The organism is Aquicoccus sp., assembly GCF_041686535.1.
Classification (GTDB): Bacteria; Pseudomonadota; Alphaproteobacteria; order Rhodobacterales; family Rhodobacteraceae; genus Aquicoccus.
The window spans coordinates 14647-33798 of record NZ_JAWLDS010000015.1; the positions used below are offsets into that span (position 1 = coordinate 14647).

At 63.4% G+C, this 19152-nt stretch carries 17 protein-coding genes and 1 tRNA gene; 12 read left to right on the plus strand and 6 right to left on the minus strand.

The window, feature by feature from the left end; all coding sequences use genetic code 11:
• Positions 1-46: 46 nt before the first annotated feature.
• Entirely contained in the window at positions 47-988 is a 942-nt protein-coding gene (locus ACESL9_RS05625) for an ABC transporter permease (protein WP_372610896.1), read from the minus strand.
• A 3-nt stretch (positions 989-991) separates the two neighbouring features.
• Positions 992-2206 carry a glycine betaine/L-proline ABC transporter ATP-binding protein gene (locus ACESL9_RS05630; RefSeq protein WP_372610898.1) on the minus strand — a complete coding sequence of 405 codons (1215 nt, stop codon included), beginning with the start codon at positions 2204-2206 and terminating at the stop codon, positions 992-994.
• 384 nt (positions 2207-2590) lie between these two features.
• Here ACESL9_RS05630 and ACESL9_RS05635 point away from each other — a divergent pair, with 384 nt between their 5' ends.
• Positions 2591-3784: a PLP-dependent aminotransferase family protein gene (locus ACESL9_RS05635; protein WP_372610900.1), complete on the plus strand. Its 1194-nt coding sequence runs from the start codon at positions 2591-2593 to the stop codon at positions 3782-3784.
• Between the two features lie 224 nt (positions 3785-4008).
• On the opposite strand, the gene ACESL9_RS05640 is transcribed toward ACESL9_RS05635, so the two are convergent.
• The 3 genes from ACESL9_RS05640 to ACESL9_RS05650 all read right to left on the minus strand — a co-directional run bounded on the left by ACESL9_RS05640 (position 4009) and on the right by ACESL9_RS05650 (position 6690).
• A tRNA-Leu gene (locus ACESL9_RS05640) sits at positions 4009-4095 on the minus strand.
• A 188-nt stretch (positions 4096-4283) separates the two neighbouring features.
• Positions 4284-6002 (minus strand): peptidoglycan-binding domain-containing protein, encoded by a 1719-nt coding sequence (locus ACESL9_RS05645; protein WP_372674585.1) that lies wholly within the window; start codon positions 6000-6002, stop codon positions 4284-4286.
• 184 nt (positions 6003-6186) lie between these two features.
• Positions 6187-6690 carry a DUF2306 domain-containing protein gene (locus ACESL9_RS05650; protein ID WP_372610904.1) on the minus strand — a complete coding sequence of 168 codons (504 nt, stop codon included), beginning with the start codon at positions 6688-6690 and terminating at the stop codon, positions 6187-6189.
• 102 nt (positions 6691-6792) lie between these two features.
• On the opposite strand from ACESL9_RS05650, the gene ACESL9_RS05655 reads away from it, so the two are divergent.
• Together ACESL9_RS05655 and ACESL9_RS05660 are read left to right on the plus strand one after the other, a co-directional pair.
• A complete protein-coding gene (locus ACESL9_RS05655; RefSeq protein ID WP_372610906.1) occupies positions 6793-7575 on the plus strand; it encodes a LytTR family DNA-binding domain-containing protein in 783 nt (260 codons plus the stop codon).
• Entirely contained in the window at positions 7572-8222 is a 651-nt protein-coding gene (locus ACESL9_RS05660; RefSeq protein WP_372674586.1) for a DsbA family oxidoreductase, read from the plus strand. Before ACESL9_RS05655 ends, ACESL9_RS05660 begins: the two co-directional genes overlap by 4 nt.
• A gap of 73 nt (positions 8223-8295) precedes the next feature.
• Here the strand turns inward: ACESL9_RS05660 and ACESL9_RS05665 are convergent, their stop codons facing one another.
• Positions 8296-9225 carry a LysR family transcriptional regulator gene (locus ACESL9_RS05665; RefSeq protein WP_372674587.1) on the minus strand — a complete coding sequence of 310 codons (930 nt, stop codon included), beginning with the start codon at positions 9223-9225 and terminating at the stop codon, positions 8296-8298.
• 94 nt (positions 9226-9319) lie between these two features.
• Between ACESL9_RS05665 and ACESL9_RS05670 the strand changes: the two genes are divergently transcribed.
• The 9 genes from ACESL9_RS05670 to lipB all read left to right on the plus strand — a co-directional run bounded on the left by ACESL9_RS05670 (position 9320) and on the right by lipB (position 19151).
• Positions 9320-10321: an Ldh family oxidoreductase gene (locus tag ACESL9_RS05670; RefSeq protein ID WP_372674588.1), complete on the plus strand. Its 1002-nt coding sequence runs from the start codon at positions 9320-9322 to the stop codon at positions 10319-10321.
• A 17-nt stretch (positions 10322-10338) separates the two neighbouring features.
• Positions 10339-11790, plus strand: a complete 1452-nt coding sequence (locus ACESL9_RS05675) for an aldehyde dehydrogenase family protein (protein WP_372610914.1) — start codon at positions 10339-10341, stop codon at positions 11788-11790.
• Positions 11787-12791: a membrane dipeptidase gene (locus ACESL9_RS05680; RefSeq protein ID WP_372610916.1), complete on the plus strand. Its 1005-nt coding sequence runs from the start codon at positions 11787-11789 to the stop codon at positions 12789-12791. The genes ACESL9_RS05675 and ACESL9_RS05680 overlap by 4 nt, the downstream gene beginning before the upstream one ends.
• A 20-nt stretch (positions 12792-12811) precedes the next feature.
• The gene (locus tag ACESL9_RS05685) at positions 12812-14470 is read left to right on the plus strand and encodes a hypothetical protein (protein ID WP_372674589.1); all 1659 of its coding nucleotides are present in this window, start codon (positions 12812-12814) and stop codon (positions 14468-14470) included.
• A complete protein-coding gene (locus ACESL9_RS05690) occupies positions 14463-15104 on the plus strand; it encodes a DUF3726 domain-containing protein (RefSeq protein ID WP_372610920.1) in 642 nt (213 codons plus the stop codon). Before ACESL9_RS05685 ends, ACESL9_RS05690 begins: the two co-directional genes overlap by 8 nt.
• 51 nt (positions 15105-15155) lie before the next feature.
• Entirely contained in the window at positions 15156-16118 is a 963-nt protein-coding gene (locus ACESL9_RS05695) for an ABC transporter substrate-binding protein (protein WP_372610922.1), read from the plus strand.
• Between the two features lie 87 nt (positions 16119-16205).
• The gene (locus ACESL9_RS05700; RefSeq protein ID WP_372610924.1) at positions 16206-17282 is read left to right on the plus strand and encodes an ABC transporter permease; all 1077 of its coding nucleotides are present in this window, start codon (positions 16206-16208) and stop codon (positions 17280-17282) included.
• A 14-nt stretch (positions 17283-17296) separates the two neighbouring features.
• Entirely contained in the window at positions 17297-18370 is a 1074-nt protein-coding gene (locus ACESL9_RS05705) for a betaine/proline/choline family ABC transporter ATP-binding protein (RefSeq protein WP_372610926.1), read from the plus strand.
• Between the two features lie 118 nt (positions 18371-18488).
• Positions 18489-19151 carry a lipoyl(octanoyl) transferase LipB gene (gene lipB, locus ACESL9_RS05710; RefSeq protein ID WP_372610928.1) on the plus strand — a complete coding sequence of 221 codons (663 nt, stop codon included), beginning with the start codon at positions 18489-18491 and terminating at the stop codon, positions 19149-19151.
• The last annotated feature ends 1 nt before the right edge of the window (position 19152 follow it).

Sequence of the window (19152 nt, forward strand, 5' to 3'; positions counted from 1 at the left end):
CCGACGCCGGCGGGGCGCAGGGCCCCGTGCCGACGCCATCGCTCCGTCAGCGGGCAGGCCGGCGCAGTTCGTCGTCGCCGGTGCGCGTGCCGCCGAGGCGGATGAAGCCCTTGATCGTCTCGATCAGCGAGGGGCTGCGGCGCACGCGCCCCTCCTCGCCCAGGGCCTGGGTGATGCGGTCGAGGATGATCGCCAGAAGGACGATCCCGATTCCGCCCTCGGTCGCGGTTCCGATGTCAAGCCGGCCCAACCCGGTATACACCGTAAGGCCCAGGCCGCCCGCGCCGATCAAGGCGGCGATCACCGCCATCGAAAGCGCCAGCATGAGCGTCTGGTTGAGACCGGCCATGATGGTACGCAGCGCCAACGGGATCTGCACGTCCCACAGCACCTGCGAGCGGGTCGAACCGAAGGCATATGCGGCCTCGACCAGGTTCTCGGGTACCGAGCGCAGGCCGAGATTCGTCAGCCGGACGATGGGCGGCAGCGCAAAGACGATGGTGGCGATGATCCCCGGTGTCATCCCGACGCCAAAGAGCATCACGATGGGCACCAGGTAGACGAAGGGCGGGATCGTCTGCATGATGTCGAGGACGGGCCGCAATATCAACGCGAACCGGTCGCTGCGTGCCGCGGCGATGCCCAGCGGCACGCCCACCAGTGCACAGAACACCACGGCCGTCAGGATCATCGCCAGCGTCGTCATGGTCTCCGACCAAACCCCGATCATGTCCAGCGCCGCCAGCGCCACGAAGGTGAAAAGGGCAAGCCACCGCCCTGCCGTGCCCCAGGCGATCGCTGTCAGGATCACCGCGAAGAGCAGCATCGGCGTGGCGTTCAGCAAACCGTCGAGCCAGGACAATGTCTGGTCCACGGGCCACTGGATCATGCGGAAGAAGTCGCGAAAGTTCGGCACCAGCCAGCCGCGGACGAACTCCTGCACCCAGTCTCCAAAGGGAATCTCGATCGAATCGGATGGTTGCCACATGAATCAGCTCTGCATTCTCGTTTCCGGTGCGCCGCCGCCGTTCTCGCGCGGGGCCAACTGACCGAAGACGGCATCGGGTTCCGCGACGCCGGCCAGGCGTCCCTCCCGGTCCAGAACGGCCACGGGCAGGCCCGAAGCGCATAACCGGAACATGCGGTGAAGATGCGTGTCGGCCGCGACGGTCGGGTAATCGGTGATGACCTGGCCGCGCAGATTGGCGCCGTTGATGCGCGTGGCGGCCGCAAGGTCGCGGTATCGCACCACCCCCGTCAGTGTGCCGCCCTCCTCGACATAAAGCGCATCGCGCCCAAGGCGCTCCATCCGTTCGAGTGCCGTCTGCGGTGCATCACGCGCCAGATCGAGCGCCTCGGCCGGGGCCATGACGCTTTCGGCGGTGAACACCCGGCCGCGGTCGATGTCACGGGTGAAGGCAGCGACATAGTCGCTTGCCGGGTCTGCAACGATTTCCTCGGCGGTGCCCACCTGGACGAAGCGCCCCTCTTCCATAATGGCGATCCGGTCGCCGAGGATCAGCGCCTCGTCGAGGTCATGGGTGATGAACACGATGGTCTTCTTGAGCTTGTGCTGCAACTGGAGCAGCTCGCCCTGCATGTCGGCCCGGATGAGCGGATCAAGCGCCGAGAAGGGCTCGTCCATGAGCAGGACCTCGGGGTCGACGGCAAGCGCGCGGGCCAGTCCGACGCGCTGTTGCATCCCGCCCGAAAGCGCACCGGGCGTTGCTTCGGCCCAAGCCTCGAGCCCGACCTGTTCGAGCATTTCCATGGCGCGTGCACGGCGTTCCCGCGGCACGATCCCGCGGGTCTTGAGGCCGAACTCGACATTCTCGCGCACCGAGCGGTGCGGGAAGAGCGCAAAATGCTGGAAGACCATCGCGAGCTTGTCGCGCCGGATCCGGCGCAACGCGTCATCGTCCGCCTCGGTGATGCTTTCGCCATCGATCATGATGTTCCCTGAAGAGGGGTCGATCAATCGGTTGATCATCCGGATCAGCGTCGATTTGCCCGAGCCCGACAGCCCCATGACGACGAATATCTCGCCCTCGCGCACCGTGAAATCGACGCCCGAGACGCCCACGGTCATGCCGGTTTCTTCCAGAATGTCGGGTTTGCTCCGGCCCGATTCGAGCATGCGCACCGCGCGGTCGGGGTCTTCCCCGAACACCTTGACCAGATTCTCTACCACGAGTTTTTCGCTCACGTCGGGGATTCCTCCCTTTTCGTTCCGCGTCGCCCAATCCGGGGGTATATTTTCGCCGCTCAAAGCGATCGGAGCGGTCCGGATTGCCGCCGAATGCACTCGGCTTCGTATCTCAGGAAGTTGATATAACACCTGTCAGCGGAGGTTCAAGGGCATGTCCGCCGGCCTCCGCCGCGGGCAGGGGGCTGGATGGTCCGGATCGCCCGGCAGGGGCAGTCTTTCCGGAATTGCCCGGCCTTGTTGCGGCGGCGCCCTGCGGTCCGCTTGACCGACGGCGCCGCGCAGGGAGCGGAAGCGGCCGGCCTGGCAGCCGGGCATTCGTCGCTTGCACCGGCGCGTCACTTGGTGTCACGTGAGACTGAAATTGATCGGGACCCGGATTGCATGACACCTAGATACGCGCAACGAATGGACAAGGTTCAGCCCTCTGCCATCGGTGAACTGTTGGCCCTGGGCGCGGACCCTTCGATCATTTCCTTTGGCGGAGGCTATCCTGATGCGACACTGTTTCCCGCCGAGCAGCTGGACGCGGTGTTCCATGAGATCATCCGGGAGGCCGGCGGGGCCGCGATGCAATATGCCCCCTCCAATGGCCTTCCGCATCTGCGCGACCAGATTGCCGGGCTGATGACGGCGGATGGCATGGCCTGCACCGGCGATGATGTCCTGATCCTGCAAGGATCGCAGCAGGGCCTCGACTTCGCGGCGCGGATGTTGATTGACCCCGGTGATGTGATCGTCACCGAAGACCCTACCTTTCTGGGCGCGTTGATCGCGTTCGAACCCAGTCAGCCGGACTATGCCGTGGTCCCGGTGGACACCGACGGGATGCAAACCGAGGCCCTGCGGGAAATTCTTGAGGCCAACCCAAGGGCCCGGATGATATATACCATTCCGGATTTCCAGAACCCGACCGGTGTGACGCTCTCGCTCGCTCGGCGAAAGGAATTGATTGCGCTCGCCAACCGCCATGACCTGATCGTCCTGGAAGATACGCCCTACCGCCAGATCCGGTTCGAGGGTCGGCACCTGCCCACGCTCAAATCGCTGGATACCGAGGGACGGGTCATTCACCTGGGCAGCTTTTCAAAGGTTCTCGTGCCGGGTCTGCGCATTGGCTGGGCGGTGGCGGCCCCGGAACTGCTGGCGCGCATGGGGCTGTTGAAGGTTGCTGCCGACACCCAGACGTCAACGCTGAACATGGCCGCTGCGAGCCTGTTTCTGGATCGCTATGACCTTGCGGCCCATATCGCCACCCTGCGCGAAGCCTATGCCCGCAAGAAAGAGGTAATGCTGGACGCCATTCGCCAATATTTCCCGCAAGACATCACCGCCACCGATCCCGACGGCGGACTGTTCACCTGGCTCACCTTTGACGAGGGTTTTGACGCCACGGCCTTCATGCGTGAAGTGGCCTTGCCGCAGGCGCGTGTCGCCTATGTGCCCGGTGCGACGTTCTTTCCGCTGACCCCGCGCGCCAACCACGCCCGGCTGAACTTCTCGGCGCAGTCGCTGGACAATATCCGGACCGGGATCTCGGCCCTTGGCAAAGCCTTGCACGCCAACCCTTCGCTTTGAACCCGGGCCCCATGCCCATCACCCGGTGCGCCCCACCCGCTTTCGACCTGTCACAAGCCGACGTGGCCCGTCACGGTCTGCCCAAACTCCGGGGCAACCGATTTCGGTACCCGGCGGTTATGGTCGCAGGTGCTTTTACGCCTGACCGTGTGTGCCGGACTGGAGTCCATTCGTCGCTCCAAGTGACAGTTAACACTCAGACGACAAACAGTTTTGGGAGAAGTTGGTGCGGTCGAGAAGACTCGAACTTCCACGGGAGTTACCCCACAGCGACCTCAACGCTGCGCGTCTACCAATTCCGCCACGACCGCACTGCCCTGACTTGGTGAGGCGCGTCTTAGCGAAACCGAAACGGGATGTGAAGAGGAAATACGCGCGTCGGGGTGGCAAATGTTGGCATCCTTTGCATATTCATGCTCTTGTCGCCATTAGCCGGTGCAACCGTCCGATCGCTGGACGGTTGCATCGGCACAACGCTTCGCGAGGGTCGCGGCCCGCGTCAGTCCTGTGTCTGCCTGGCTTGCGAGAACACCTCTGCCGCCTTGGACGCGAAACCCGGAAGGCCCTGACCCTGTGTGCTCGCCGGTTCGGGCGACACCGATCGAGTGGTCGCGCCGTGGCTGTTCATCATCATCGCCGCCTTTTGGATCAGGCTGGCGCGTTCGGGTTGACCGGGCGCGAAAACCGGAGTCGCCCGACTGGCGGCCTCGTACCAGTCTATCGTCATTTCCGGGCGGTGCGCCACTCCGATGCCGGTGGCCAGGTGATGGCCGATCATCTCGCCATAGGCGTCGAGACCGACTGCCGCGAGGACCAGTGCCGAGCCGACGGCGATGTCCATGTCGTCGGTTCGATAGCCTACGGAGAGACAGATTTTTGCCGTGGCGCCAAGCTGATCGGCGCCCATGCCGGTTTCTTCCGTGAAGCTTGCCGTTCGGCGAAGCGTCTCGGCGCGCGGGAAATCGGCGATATCCCTCGTGTATGGCTTGACGAGTGCCCCGAAATCCCTGCACTGGGCCGCGATTTCGGACTCCGAGAAGCCCTTGATCGCGGCGATCATCGTCTCGCCCTGTTCCATGGCATAGCTGCGGGCGAGGCAGAACTGTTCGCCCAATGCCTGTTCGGCGTCAACAAGCGTGTCCGCTTTGATGAAGCCACCGTTCGACGAGGTGACCAGTCCAACCTTTGCGCAGAAGGAGGCCAGAGATGCCGGTCGTGTCGGTTCGGTGGCCGTGGCGAAACTTGGAAACGCGGGTTTGCCTTCATCCTCGGCGGATGCCAGTTGCGAAGAGAAAGCAGGAGCGTTGGGCGTTGAAGCCTCGGAGCGATCGGGAAGCGTGTCTTGCGTCGAAGCGTCTGGCGCGGCCCCTGCCATTTGTGGCTGGTTGGGCTGTTGCTCGCTGATCCGGCAATCGCCCTGCTGGCAGGTGAACATTGCGGGTGTGGCATCGACGGCCTGAAAATCATTGCGCACATACCCGTCGGGCGTGGACGCGAAGACCCGGACCACACAGGATCTGTCATTGCACCAGAACCCCGAACCCGTGACCGACGTGTCGAGAAGGTAATCGGTTCTGCCGTCATTGTTCATGTCGGCCAGTTGAATGAAGCCTGCGCGCGAAAGCAGTTGTTGCGGTTCGACATTCGCATTGCGTGCAATCTCGAACACGGCGGCCGAGACCCGGGGGGGCAGGCCCCCGATGGTGTCTTCCCTGTAGCCGGCGGTGGATCCGTTGGCGATCTGGTCGCGGGTTTCGAGCAGCAGACCCCGGAGCCCCTGCGGGTGGGTTGAAACGGTCCGCGTCACAGCGCCGCCGCCGAGTTGCGCTCTCTGGAACGACGTGACGAGGATGGTGCGTTCAAGCTCGGTCAATTTGCCGGTAACCGGGAATTGCATGAAAGCCTGGTATTGCGAGATCCCTGCCCGCGAGCGACTCCCGAGAACGCCATCGGTGGAACCGACGTTCCAGGAGAAATGATTGAGCGCGCTTTGCACCTCGCGGTTCTGCTCGCGTTGGGAGGACGATACGGCCGGCCGCGTGGTGCGATAGACCCGTTGCTTGGATCGGTTGTTCTTGGCGGCTTCGTTCATCAGCGCGCCACCGATGATCCCCCCCACGAGCCCACCGACGAGGCCGTTATCGGCCATGAGCCGCCCCGTTGTTCCGGTTATCAGGGTGGCTGACAAAATGGCGACCATGAAGTGCTTGGAAAACATGATTTCCTCCCCCGAGCCTTGCGAATTGCATGTTCTGCCCTGCATCGCAAACCTGCTGCAAATTTGAACTTGATCGTCGGGAAACGGTCCCGATGCGCGAAAAATCCGGGTATTCAATTCATTTCAGTATGAATTCGTCTCGCGCATCGGGCAAGGAAAAACTGACCCAAGGGAAGGGAAACGATCAGGCGCGCCCGAGCAGCAAGCGGATGTGATCCGGTCGCCGCAGCCCCCAGATCAGTGCAATCACGCCGGTCATGGCAAGTGCCGTTCCGAAGCCGCCCACCGGGGTCGTGGGAAACAGGATCGCGTTCATGATCCGCCCGGGCAGCAGGGTGAAGAGGCCGGGGATGCCCATGCCGAAGACGTAGAGCGACAGCATCGTGCGGCGGTGATCGGCGACCCGCCCTGCCCGGATATGGCCAATGCCCACCCAGAGCAGAACCAGCGCGGCGGCTGAGAGGGCGTGAATCGGGCTGAACGGGCCAAGGATTCTGATCGTGTAGATGAAAAAGGAACTCAGTGCCGTCACCGCCATTGCCGTCACCCAGATATAGCCCAGCGTGCGGTGCAGCCGGTCGCGCCGCCGCCGCATCAGCGCTACTGGCCCGATGGCCAGCGCCGCGAGGGCGGTGACGATGTGCAACTGCACCACCAGAGAGGTATCGAAAAACGGCGTCAGGGTCATGTCATTGTCCTTTCTGTTTGATATGTCCGAGGTGATGGGGCGGTCATCGCCCGCACGCTGGCCCTGCTCAAATATCGGTGTGCCGAACAACGGAGGAAATTCGTGAAACCCGGGGCAACGCAATTCGCGCTTCGTGAAACACGTGCCTTTCTTACCCGGGGACGGGTGCTGGCGGGGCTGGTTGCGGCAATCCTGATTCTGGCGGTGTCGGGGCCGTTCGGCACCATCGACATCCTTGGCCCGCTGGCGCGGGCGGGCTATTGGGGAGCGCTTGTGGTGCTGACCTTTTCGGCCGGGGTGTTGACCGATCGGCTGTGCGATCAATGGATCAAGAGGGCCCGGCTGCGCGCGGTCCTATCCATTGTAGTCACCGGCGCGCTGGCGACGCTGATCGTGCTTTTGCTCAATGCCTTTGTGTTTGGCTGGTCGCCCTTCGATATGGCGTCACGCTGGCTGCTGATCCTGCAAATTCTTTTGGTCGCGCTCGTCGTGGCGACGGGGCTTTATGCCTTGGCGGCGGGAGAGTCCGGCGGGGCCGATCAGGCCGGTGCACCCCCGCCCCTGCTCGACCGGCTGCCGCTCGACAAGCGGGGGATGCTCGTGTCAATTTCGGTGCAGGATCACTATGTCGAGGTGGTCACGACACGGGGAAATGCGTTGGTGTTGATGCGCCTGACGGATGCGATGCGCGAGGCTGGCGAGGGAGCAGGAATTCGGGTGCATCGCTCGCACTGGGTCGCGACGGATCAGGTACAGGCTGCAAGGCGCGAGGGTGAACGCGCGATCCTGACCATGACCGGCGGTCACGAGATCCCGGTCAGCCGCACTTACCTGCCCGTGATCCGTGATGCGGGCCTTTTGCCACGTGGGAGAGAGATCACATGACAAGCGATCCGCTGCGCATCGACATCGTTTCGGACGTGGTCTGCCCCTGGTGCATCATCGGATATCGCCAACTGGACCGGGCGATCCGCGACAGTGGAGTCGCGGTGACGATCCTGTGGCACCCGTTCGAACTCAATCCGGACATGCCGCCCGAAGGGCAGGACCTGCGCGCGCACATGGCCGAGAAATACGGCAGCACCGCGCAAGAGAGTGCGCAGGCGCGCGACAGGCTCACCCGGCTGGGGGCGGAGCTCGGGTTCGCTTTCAACTTTTCGGACGAGAGCCGGATGGTGAATACCTTTCGTGCCCACCAGCTGATCGAATGGGCCGAGACGCAGGGGCGCCAGACCGAGATGCAGCTGGCCTTGTTCCGGGCGCATTTCACCGATGCGCGGGATGTGTCGGACATGGACACGCTGGCGGCAATTGCGGGCGAGATCGGGCTCGATCCGGCGGATGCGCGCGAGGCACTGAAAACCGGGCGCTTTGCCCCCGAGGTGCGCACGATTCAGCGGTTCTGGGCCGAAAAGGGTATTCGCGGGGTGCCGGCGATGGTGTTCGACCTTCAGCACCTGGTGACCGGGGCGCAAGGTGTGGAGACCTATGGCGCGTTGTTGACCCGCCTTTCAGCCGATCGCGCAGGTTAGATCACAGGGTGTGCCCTTCGCACCTTTGCGCCAGCGAACAGGTGGTCCATGTGGTCGCGCGGCGGACACCGGTTCAGGCGAGGCGGCCGGGCCAGATGAGCGGCTGTGCGACTTCGCCGGAGGGCGCGATCTCAGTGGATCGGATCAGGTCGAGAAACCGGTTCTGGAAAGCGGCACAGATCGGGCTTGGGTTGCCGTTTCGCCGCAAGACAAAGCCGACTGTCCGCCGCGCCGCGGGATCATCCAGCGCCAGTGCGCGCAGGTCGCCATCTATGGTGCGTGTGGCAAGGGCCGGCAGGATCGTCGCACCGGCCCCGGCGCGCACGAGCGCAAGGAGAGAGATGACATTGCGTGCGCTGAGCGTAGACGCTTGATGCGGTCCGCTGTGTTCGAGGTCGTAAAACCCGGTCGTCGATTTGTTGCTGATGAGTTGATGTTCCTGCAGATCCGCCTGCTTCAAGGGTGTTGCCGCGCGGGCAAGCGGATGGTCCTTGCGGCAGACCAATCGGAACGGGTCGTGGAACAGGGGGATGAAGTGCAGGTCCGAGCGGGCATGAGGCTCGCCGCCGATGCCGAGTTCGACTGCCCCGGTTTCGACCAGCGTGTGCATGCTCGTGCTGTCGGTATCGAGCAACTCGATCTGGATTCCGGAGTGAACCTCCAGCATCTCTGTCAGGACCGGCGGCAGGAGCTGTGCCGCAACGGACGGCACGGCAGCGATCCTAAGGGCACCTTCCCGGCCGGCAGCGATCGCTGCGATGCGTTCGGTGGTGCGATCGTGTTCGCGCAGCAGCTCCCTAGCCAGTTTGCGCACCTCTTGGCCAAGCACCGTCAGGGTGTGCTTGCGGTCGGTTTCGAACAGCGGTGCGCCCAGTTCCGATTCGAGTTGCTTGAGCGTCATCGAGACGGCCGAGACCGTCCGGCCAAGGGCTTTGGCGGCATCGCGGATGTTTCCGCAATCCGCCACTGCGACAAAAACACGAAGGGCGTGGGATCGTATCATGAAGACGTGTTTCAACAAAACTGAAGTAAATTACATTTTAATTTGTTTGATCTGAATAATCCATGGCTCTTACACTCCATCCCGGGGGTGTTGCATGACAGACATGAGACTGACGCTGGACCAGGTCGAAGAGCTTGCTCTTGAAGCGCTGGTCAGCGCTGGTGCGTCGCGGAAGCAGGCCGTCCCGGTTGCGCGTTCGACGCGCCTGGCCGAGCGGGACGGGATACGCAGCCACGGATTGATGTATATCCCAGTTTATGCCGAGCATCTGCGCTGCGGGAAGGTTCTGGGCGCTGCCATCCCGACGGTTTCGCACCCGCGCCCCGGTGCGATCCGTGTCGATGCTGCGTATGGGTTTGCCCATGCTGCGATTGATGGTGGCTGGCCCGTGTTCGACGCAGCCGTACGCGAACAGGGTGTCGCGGCGATGGCGGTGTCGCGGTCCTATAATTGCGGTGTCCTGGGACATCATGCAGAACGGTTGGCCGAGGCCGGCTTGGTGGGGTTGTGCTTTACCAATGCGCCTGCCTCCATGGCGCCGACCGGGGGCACGAAGGCGGTGATCGGCACGAACCCGTTCGCGCTGGCGGTGCCCGACGGATCGGGCGGGGCACGTCTCGTGATAGATCAATCCGCAAGCGCCATTGCGAAATCCGAGATCATCCTGCGGGCGCGCAAGGGGGAGGCGATCGAGCCGGGCTGGGCGCTGGATGCCGATGGCAACCCGACCGAAGACGCCGAAGCCGCGTTGGCCGGCTCGATGCGGCCCGTGGGTGGACAAAAGGGTTTTGGCTTGGGCCTGACGGTCGAGATCTTTGCCGCTGCGCTTTCAGGGGGCAACCTGGGGATGGAGGCCAGCCCCTTTTCCGGGCCCAAGGGCGGGCCACCGGGCACGGGGCAGTTTTTCATCGGCTTCGATCCGGGCGCGTTTTCCGGTGACGGGTTCGGCACGGCGATGGCGCAGCTGGCCGAGGCGATCACGGATCAGGAGGGCGCGCGCCTGCCCGGTGCGCGCCGCGCGGCCAACCGTGCGCAGACCCTGCGCGAGGGTGTCGTGGTGGATGCGGCGCTGATGGACAGGATCAAAACCGCCTGAGCGCGGGAAGGAAGAACATGACATTGGAAACCCGCAATTACATCGCAGGCGAATGGCGTGACGGGGTGGCAGCGGTCGAAAACCGCAACCCGTCGGACCTGGCGGACGTGATCGGGCATTTCGCGCAAGCCGACGAGGCGCAGCTTGACGATGCCTTGACTGCCGCGCATCGCGCACAGGCCGAATGGGGGGCCACCGGCCCGCAAAAGCGCCATGACGTTCTGATGGCGATCGGCACCGAGTTGATGGTGCGGGCCGAGGAGATCGGGGCGCTGATTGCGCGCGAGGAAGGCAAGCCCCTGGGCGAAGGCAAGGGCGAAGCCTATCGCGCGGGTCAGTTCTTTACCTATTTCGCGGCGGAAGCCCTGCGGCAAATGGGTCAGACAGCCGACAGCGTGCGCCCCGAAATCGAGATCGACGTGCGCCGCGAACCCGTGGGTGTGGTCACGATCATCAGCCCGTGGAATTTTCCCGTGGCCACGCCGGCCTGGAAAATCGCGCCGGCGCTGGCCTTTGGCAATGCCGTGATCTGGAAACCCGCGAACCAGACGCCGGCCAGCGCCGCGGCATTGACCGGGATCATCGCGAAACAGGATTTGCCCGTCGGGCTCTTCAACCTCGTTATGGGGCCGGGTCGCGCGGTCGGGCAGGCACTGGCACAAAGCGCGGCTGTGGACGCGATCAGCTTTACCGGCTCGGTTCCCGTGGGGCGCGGGATCGCGGCGGCGGCCATACCCAACATGACCAAGCTCCAGATGGAAATGGGGTCCAAGAACCCGATGGTGATTATGGAGGATTGCGACCTTGACCTGGCCGTGGCCCATGCCGCCAACGCGGCTTTTGGCGGGACGGGGCAGAAATGCACCGCCGCCAGCCGCCTTGTCGTGCATGAGCGTATCCATGATGCCTTTGTCGAACGGCTGGTCGAGGCGACGCGGGCCTTGAAGGTCGGTCATGCGCTGGAAGAGGGCACGCAGATCGGGCCGGTGGTCAGCGCGGATCAGCTTGCCGCCAATCTCGATTATATCGAGACCGGCAAGCAAGAGGGCGCGGAATTGCTTTGCGGGGGCACCCGGCTGGAGCGCGCGACCGAAGGGTATTACATGGCCCCGGCCGTGTTCGCGGGCACGCGCAACGGGATGCGCATCAACCGCGAGGAAATGTTTGCGCCGATCACCTGTGTCATCAAGGCGGGCAGCTATGACGAGGCGTTGCACCTTGCCAATGATACCGAGTTCGGCCTGGCCGCCGGCATCATGACCCGCGATCTGGCGCGCGCCACGCATTTCCGCCGCCATGCGCGGGCGGGCTGTGTCATGGTCAACCTGCCAACCGCCGGAACCGATTACCACGTCCCCTTTGGCGGGCGCGGCGCGTCGAGTTATGGCCCGCGCGAACAGGGTCGCGCGGCCGAGGAATTCTATACCATCGTCAAGACATCCTATATCCATTCGGGGGTTCCCGCATGACCCCACGTATCGACGCGCTGCAATATGCCAACTGGTCAGAAAGGATCTTTCGCCAGATGCGCGCGGGCGGTGTCGACGCGGTACATGTGACCATAGCCTATCACGAGAATTTCCGCGAGACGGTGCTGAACATCGAATCCTGGAATCGCTGGTTCGAGCGATTTCCAGAACTGATCGTTCAGGGGTTCGCCGCCGAGGACATAGACCTTGCCCGCCAGACCGGGCGCACCGCGATCTTCCTTGGTGCACAGAACCCGTCCTGCATCGAGGATGACATCGGCCTTGTGGAGGTGCTGCACCGCCTTGGCCTGCGCTTCATGCAACTCACTTATAACAACCAGTCCTTGCTGGCCTCGGGATGTTACGAGGCAGAGGACACGGGGCTTACCCGGATGGGGCGCGAGGTCGTCGCCGAAATGAACCGCGTGGGGATGGTCATCGACATGAGCCATTCGGGCGAACGCTCGACCCTGGATGCCATCGCGCATTCCACGCGCCCCATCGCGATCACGCATGCCAATCCCGCCGGCTGGCACCCGGCGCTGCGCAACAAATCCGATCGCGTTCTGCACGCATTGGCGGAGAGTGGCGGGATGCTGGGCTTTTCCGCTTATCCGCACCATCTGCGCGGCGGCAGTGATTGCACCTTGGCGGAGTTCTGCGAAATGGTCGCCCGCACTGCGGACCTGATGGGCGTGTCACGGATCGGGATCGGCACCGACCTGTGCCAGGATCAGCCCGACAGCGTGGTGGACTGGATGCGCTCGGGTCGCTGGACCAAGGCCCGCGATTATGGTGAAGGCGGCGCCGACAATCCCGGTTTTCCGCCGATGCCCGAATGGTTTCGCGACAATCGCGATTTCGGGCGGATCGAGACGGGGCTGCGCGAGGTGGGCTTCTCGGTCGAAGATGTGGCCGCGATCATGGGCGGGAACTGGGCGCGCTACTTTGCCCAGAGTTTCGGAAATTTGAATCACGGTCGCCGGGAGGCGGCCCAGTGACCTGCGCAGGGCTGAATCCGATGCCGCAGGCGCGGACCTTCCGGCGCGATCCCGACGATGTCATGCGCCTTGCCCGCATGGGGTGCAGTCATCCGACGCGGCTTTCATTCCTGCGCCAGTTGTTGCGCCGGATGCAAAGCGAAGGCTGGGGTTTTGACCGGCCGGTTTGGGATATCGACGCGCAGGGCGTGGGGCGCGCGGTCTATCGCGCCGTCGGGCCCGTGCGGACCTACAGCCTTGTCGCCTTTGCCCATGACCTGCCCGACCACCAACGGTCCGACCGGGTGATCGCGACGGCATGGGATGCGACGTTCGCGCTTTTTGATGGCACGCCGGACGCTGATGACCTCGACCGGCTGGCGGTCAACGTGCCTTTGCAGGAGGCCGGGCGTGTCACGCCAAACGAGCTGTCTCTGAGCCGTGCCAATCGTTCCGTGCGTCTTTTCGATCATGTGGTCGAGAGCTTGGCCCGCGAGCAACAGCCCAATGCGGACATGCTGTTGGAGACCGGGTATCTCATGCGCACCACGGCTGTTTATGGCTCGGGCAAGTTCGGCGCGGCGGATCGCGCCGCGATTGTCGAACGCCCCGAGATGCGCGCACCCTTCCAGGCCGAGATGCTGTCGGTCTGGCTTACGCGATCCTTCACAGTCGATCTGGTCGAGCATCTGGCCCGTGCGCGTGGTGGCGCCAATGCGGCGCGGCTGGCACCGGAACTCAAGCGTGGGCTGGGCGTCGGCAACTCCACGGGACTCGGGATGGCGCCGTTCCTGGTCCGTCATCCTGTCCTGCTCAACAACTGGATGCTGGCGCGGGAAGAGGCACTGGCCCGGGTGCGAGCGCAGGAAGTCGTTGGCGAGGCCGAATTCGCCGGGTTCCTTGAGGCCTTGCGTGCTGCGCAGGATAATGCCTTGCTCTGGGCAAGCGCACACCCGATCCAGCGCGCGAAACTGGCCGATCTGCGCGACGGTCTTGCGCGGACAATGGCCCATGTCACCGAACGATGGGACCGTTGTTCGACGCACCCGTGGGACAATCTCTGGCGCTGGGGGCAGACCAGCCTTTCGCTGGAAGGGCAGGAGGCGCTGCTCGCTGCCATGCTGGAGCCGCATGGCGATCTGATCGACGGCCTGGGCGATTGCATGGACGCCGATGAAGAGGCGCATTTCCCGATTGACGGGGCCATGCGGGTCGGGGATCTGCGTGCCATACTCAGAACGCATTACGCTTGGGCACTGGATGTCGATTTCGAAGCGCGCGCCAATACTGCGCGGTTCTGGTATATCTCCGAGGACAAGCTCGAACCGCGGCTGGGCGAACGCTTTGATGAACCGGGGGCCGAGCGCGAACTGCCGCTGGACACCGGGCGGCAGGCAGCGGCGCTCTGGCGCGCACTTGAGGGAAAGCCGGGCGACATGCCCGTTGCACATCTCATTCTGGCCCATCCCGAGCATCGTCCGGCCCTGCGCCGCGCGCAGATCATCGGGCGTCACCCGTTTGCCGAAATCCGTGACAACCTGATCGCTGCGGATATGCTGCCGATCGACCTCTTGCGATGCAAGCTGGCGTTTTTCGGGGCAACACGGTTCGATCCGCGCTCGGACCGCTGGGTGCGGATCAGCCTGTTTCAGGGCGCGCCCTATCCCGAGATGATGACCGGGAGGGTGCGAGATGCCTGACTGCGCCGCTGTGGAGATGCACGAAGCAACGCAGGTTCTGCACCTGTCGTTGTCCGAGATCGGTGCACTGTCACTGCGGGCCATTCGCGGCGCGGGTCGGACATGGGGCGAAGCCGAGGAGGGGGCCGCGGCCGCTTGCTGGCTTGCCCGGGCCGGGCTGGACTGGGCAAATGCGCTGATCGGTATTCTGTCACGCCCCGCCAGCGCGCCGGGTTGTCCGTTGCGCGCGGGCATGGCGATCGCGGACTCCTCGGGGCTGTCCGACGGTGCAAGCCATCGCGGGCAGAGGTTTTCCGAACTGTGCCATCCAGGCTTTCTCTTACCCTTTTGCGCTTATGCGGCTGCCCGCTCCGGGCAGACCCTGCGGTTGAACTGGAAGGGCGCAAAGGCGGTCATCGCTCCGGGCGAGGCCCCGACCATGACAGGTGACATGGACGCGGTCGGCCCGCTGGCGGTGCGCCTTGAGCCGCATGCCCCAACCGGAACTGCAAGATCGTGTTGGCCCCGGGTCCATCTCGGGACGGTCGAGCCCGGCCAATACGCCGCTCTCAACGCCTTGATGCTGCGCATCACCGTGCCAACCTCGGCGGATTCCTTGGCCGGGGCAGGTGCACGGGGAAGCGACAATGACTGACTTTTGCAGCAAGAAAACGACGAAACCATCCACTTGAAAGGGAGATTGACAATGAAACGAACACTTATCGCCACGGCCTTTGCCGGGCTTGCCTTGCCGACCGTCGCGCTTGCCGATTGCGGGCGTGTCTCGGTAGCAGAAATGAATTGGGCGTCGGGGCAGATCATCACGCGGATCACCGAGTTCCTGATGACACAGGGTTATGATTGTGACGTGACGGTCGTGCCGTCGGCGACAACAACGGCGATCACGTCGCTGGCCGAAAACAACGAGCCCGATATCGTGCCCGAACTCTGGGTCAACTCGGCGCCCGCCTATTTCCGGCTCAACGAGGAGGGCAAGGTGCTCAAGGCTGCCGATGTCTTTGCCGAAGGCGGCAGCGAGAACTGGTGGGTGCCCGACTATCTGGTCGAGGAGCATCCCGAACTGGCCACGATCGAAGGCGTACTGGAAAATCCCGAACTGGTGGGCGGGCGTTTCCACAACTGCCCAGACGGCTGGGGTTGCCGGATCGCCAATGACAACCTCGTGGAGGCGTTCGATTTCGAGGGCCACGGTATCGAGGTGTTCAACCACGGCTCGGGCGATACGCTGCCCGCCTCGATGGCCTCGGCCTACGAGAACAAGGAACCGTGGTTTGGCTACTATTGGGGGCCGACCGCCATTCTGGGCCGCTATGACATGGTCGCGGTGGACATGGGGCCGCATGATCCCGAAATCCATGAATGCAACCAGACGCAGGATTGCGAGACTCCGGGCAAATCGGCCTACCCGGCGGCGCCGGTGCTGACCGTTGTGACCGCGGATTTCGCCGAGCGCAACCCGGACATCTTCGAGTTGGTGAGCAATATCTCCTTCGGTACGCAGGAGTTGAGCAACCTGCTGGCATGGCAGGCGGATAACAGCGCCTCTGCAGAAGAGGCCGCTGTCTATTTCCTGACCCAGAACAAGGATACCTGGATGGATTGGGTGAACGACGAGGCCGGCGAGAAGCTGGGCGCGATCATCCAGTAGACCATACCCCGGGACGGGGCTGCGCGGCCCCGTTTGCCCAACAAACAAGACCAGGCCCGTCAAGGGCCGCGCAGGGAGAGCCGGGACATGGCGACATATGATTTCATCTTTGACGGTCTGGGCCTGCGGGAATGGTGCGACAAGGATGCCACTGCCGGCCCGATGAGCATGGCCGACTTGCTGGCACAGGGGTCCGGCAAGGGCGCGGACGGAGGCACAGACGCAGGGGGCGGGTCCTCCGGCGTCTCGCTTTGGGAGTTGCCCTTCCCCTCTCTCGATGCCCTCAACAAGGCCTGTCCGGCGGTTGCCCGCACGCGTGACGTGACCAAGGGCGTCGAAAGCGGGTTTCTCGACATCAAGGACTCGCTGAAGGTTGTGCTCGACCCGGTCACCCAGCCGCTGAGCTGGTTTCTTGAAGGCGCGCTCTACACGTTTCAGACTGCGCCATGGTTCATCATGATCCCGCTCTTGCTTGCGGTGGTCTATTTCGCGTCCAAATCGTTCAAGCTCGTCAGCTTCGTGGCCCTCTCGATCTTCTTTCTGGCGTTTATCGACCACTATAATTTCGCGATGCAGACGCTCGCGATCATCTTTGTCTGCGCGCTGTTGTGCGTGCTCCTGGGCGTGCCGATCGGCATTGCGATGTCGCGCAGCGACACGCTGCAGCGCATGACGATCCCGGTTCTCGACATGCTCCAGACGCTGCCGCCTTTCGTGTACCTCATTCCTCTGATCTTCCTGTTCTCCGTGACCGAACCGAAGCTTTATGGCATTGCCATCATCCTTTACGCGATCGTTCCGGTGATCCGGCTGACCGATCTCGGGATACGGCTGGTCGACAAGGAGGTGATCGAGGCAGCCGACGCGTTCGGCATGACCGACCGGCAAAAACTCTACAGGGTGCAGATCCCGCTGGCGCTGCCCAATATCATGGCGGGTGTGAACCAGACCATCATGATGAGCCTTGCGATGGTGGTGATCGCCTCGCTCGTGTCGGCGCCGGGCCTCGGCGTGCTGGTGCTGCGCGGCATCCGCAACCTCGAACTTGGCGTCGGCCTGATCGCGGGCCTTGGCATCGTGCTTCTGGCGGTCATCCTCGACCGGGTGACCAAGGCGGCACTGGCCCGCGTCAATGCCGCAAGTGCGGTGCAGAGAAACTCATGAACGGGGCCGCGGCGATGGAAAAGACCGTCAAACTCTCGATCCGCAATCTCTACAAGATTTTCGGACCCGATCCGCGGCGCGCGCTCGAACAGGTCCGCGCCGGCGTGGACAAGCCGGAACTGTGGGAAAAGTATCGCCATGTGCTGGGTTTGCAGGACATCAACGTCGACATGAAAAACGGCGAGATCACGGTCATCATGGGGCTGTCGGGATCTGGCAAATCGACACTGATCCGGCATGTCAATCGCCTGATCGAACCGACTGTCGGTGAGATCGTTCTCGATGGCGAGAATATCATCGAGTTCGGCGAGGCGCGCCTGCGCGAACTGCGCCGCAAGGAGATGTCGATGGTGTTTCAGCACTTCGCGTTGTTGCCGCACAAGACCGTGCTCGACAATGCGGGGACGGCCCGGTCCGTGCGCGGTGAGGATCGCAGCAGCTATGAGAAAGACGCGCGCGGATGGCTCGAGCGGGTCGGTCTGGGCGGACAGGAAGGGCAATACCCGCATCAGCTTTCCGGTGGGATGCAGCAGCGTGTGGGCATTGCGCGCGCATTGACCTCGAACGCGCCGATCATGCTGATGGACGAGGCGTTTTCGGCGCTCGATCCGTTGATCCGCACCGACATGCAGGATCTTTTGTTGGAATTGCAGACGGAATTGACCAAGACCATCGTCTTCATCAGTCATGATCTGGACGAGGCACTCAAACTCGCGGATCACCTTGTGATCCTCAAGGATGGAATGGTTGTTCAGCAGGGCGAGCCGCAGGAGATCCTGCTCAATCCGAATGACCCTTACATCGTGGACTTCATCAGCGACATCAACCGCGCCCGCGTACTTCGGGTGCGGTCGGTCATGGATACCGGCCTTGATGCCGCACCGGCCGTAGCGGGCGCGGTTGATGCCGATGCCACGCTCGAGTCGGTGATCGCCCTGTCCGGGGGGGATACGGCGCTCAGCTATGCGGTGCAGCGCGACGGCGCCCATGTCGGTTATCTGGACATGAAAAAACTTGTCCGTGCCTTGGTGCCGACCGCAGCTGCACGAGACGGCATGCGCAATGCAGGACGCAGGAGCCACGGCTGAAGGGGCCTCTCGCGAGACCTGACGCTCCGGCGGCCGCAGACGGGCAGCCAGTCATCTGATCGCCCAGCCGAACAGGGCTTTTGCTTGCCCCTGAACGCGCGCGTGCTATCCCATGGTCATGGTAGAGTGGAAAATCACCGACGGGTTGACCGACTACGAGGAAGCGCTGCGATTCATGGAGGCGCGGGTCGCCGCGATCGCGTCGGGCGAAGCGGAGGAATGCATCTGGCTGCTGGAGCATCCGCCGCTCTACACCGCGGGAACGTCGGCGCGGCGCGAAGATCTGACAGATCCAGGTCGATTTCCGGTTTTCGAGGCGCGGCGGGGCGGGCAATACACCTATCACGGTCCTGGCCAGCGTGTGGTTTACGTAATGCTTGACGTGGGCCGACGTGGCCATGACGTGCGCTTTTTCGTGGGCCAGCTTGAGCAGTGGGTGATCGCGACGCTCGATCAGTTCAACATCCGCGGCGAGATCCGCCCAGGTCGTGTGGGCGTATGGGTTCCCCGGCCTGAGAAACCGGCCCTGCCCGATGGCACCTCGCGCGAGGACAAGATCGCAGCAATCGGTATTCGCCTACGCAAGTGGATCAGCTTTCACGGCATTTCGATCAATGTCGATCCCGATCTGGAGCATTTCTCGGGCATCGTGCCCTGTGGTATCATCGGCCATGGAGTGACCAGCCTTGTAGATCTTGGCCTGCCGGTGACGATGGAGGACCTCGACAACGCGCTCTTACGCACTTTCCAACAGGTGTTCGAGGGCGCCGGGCCGGGATGAG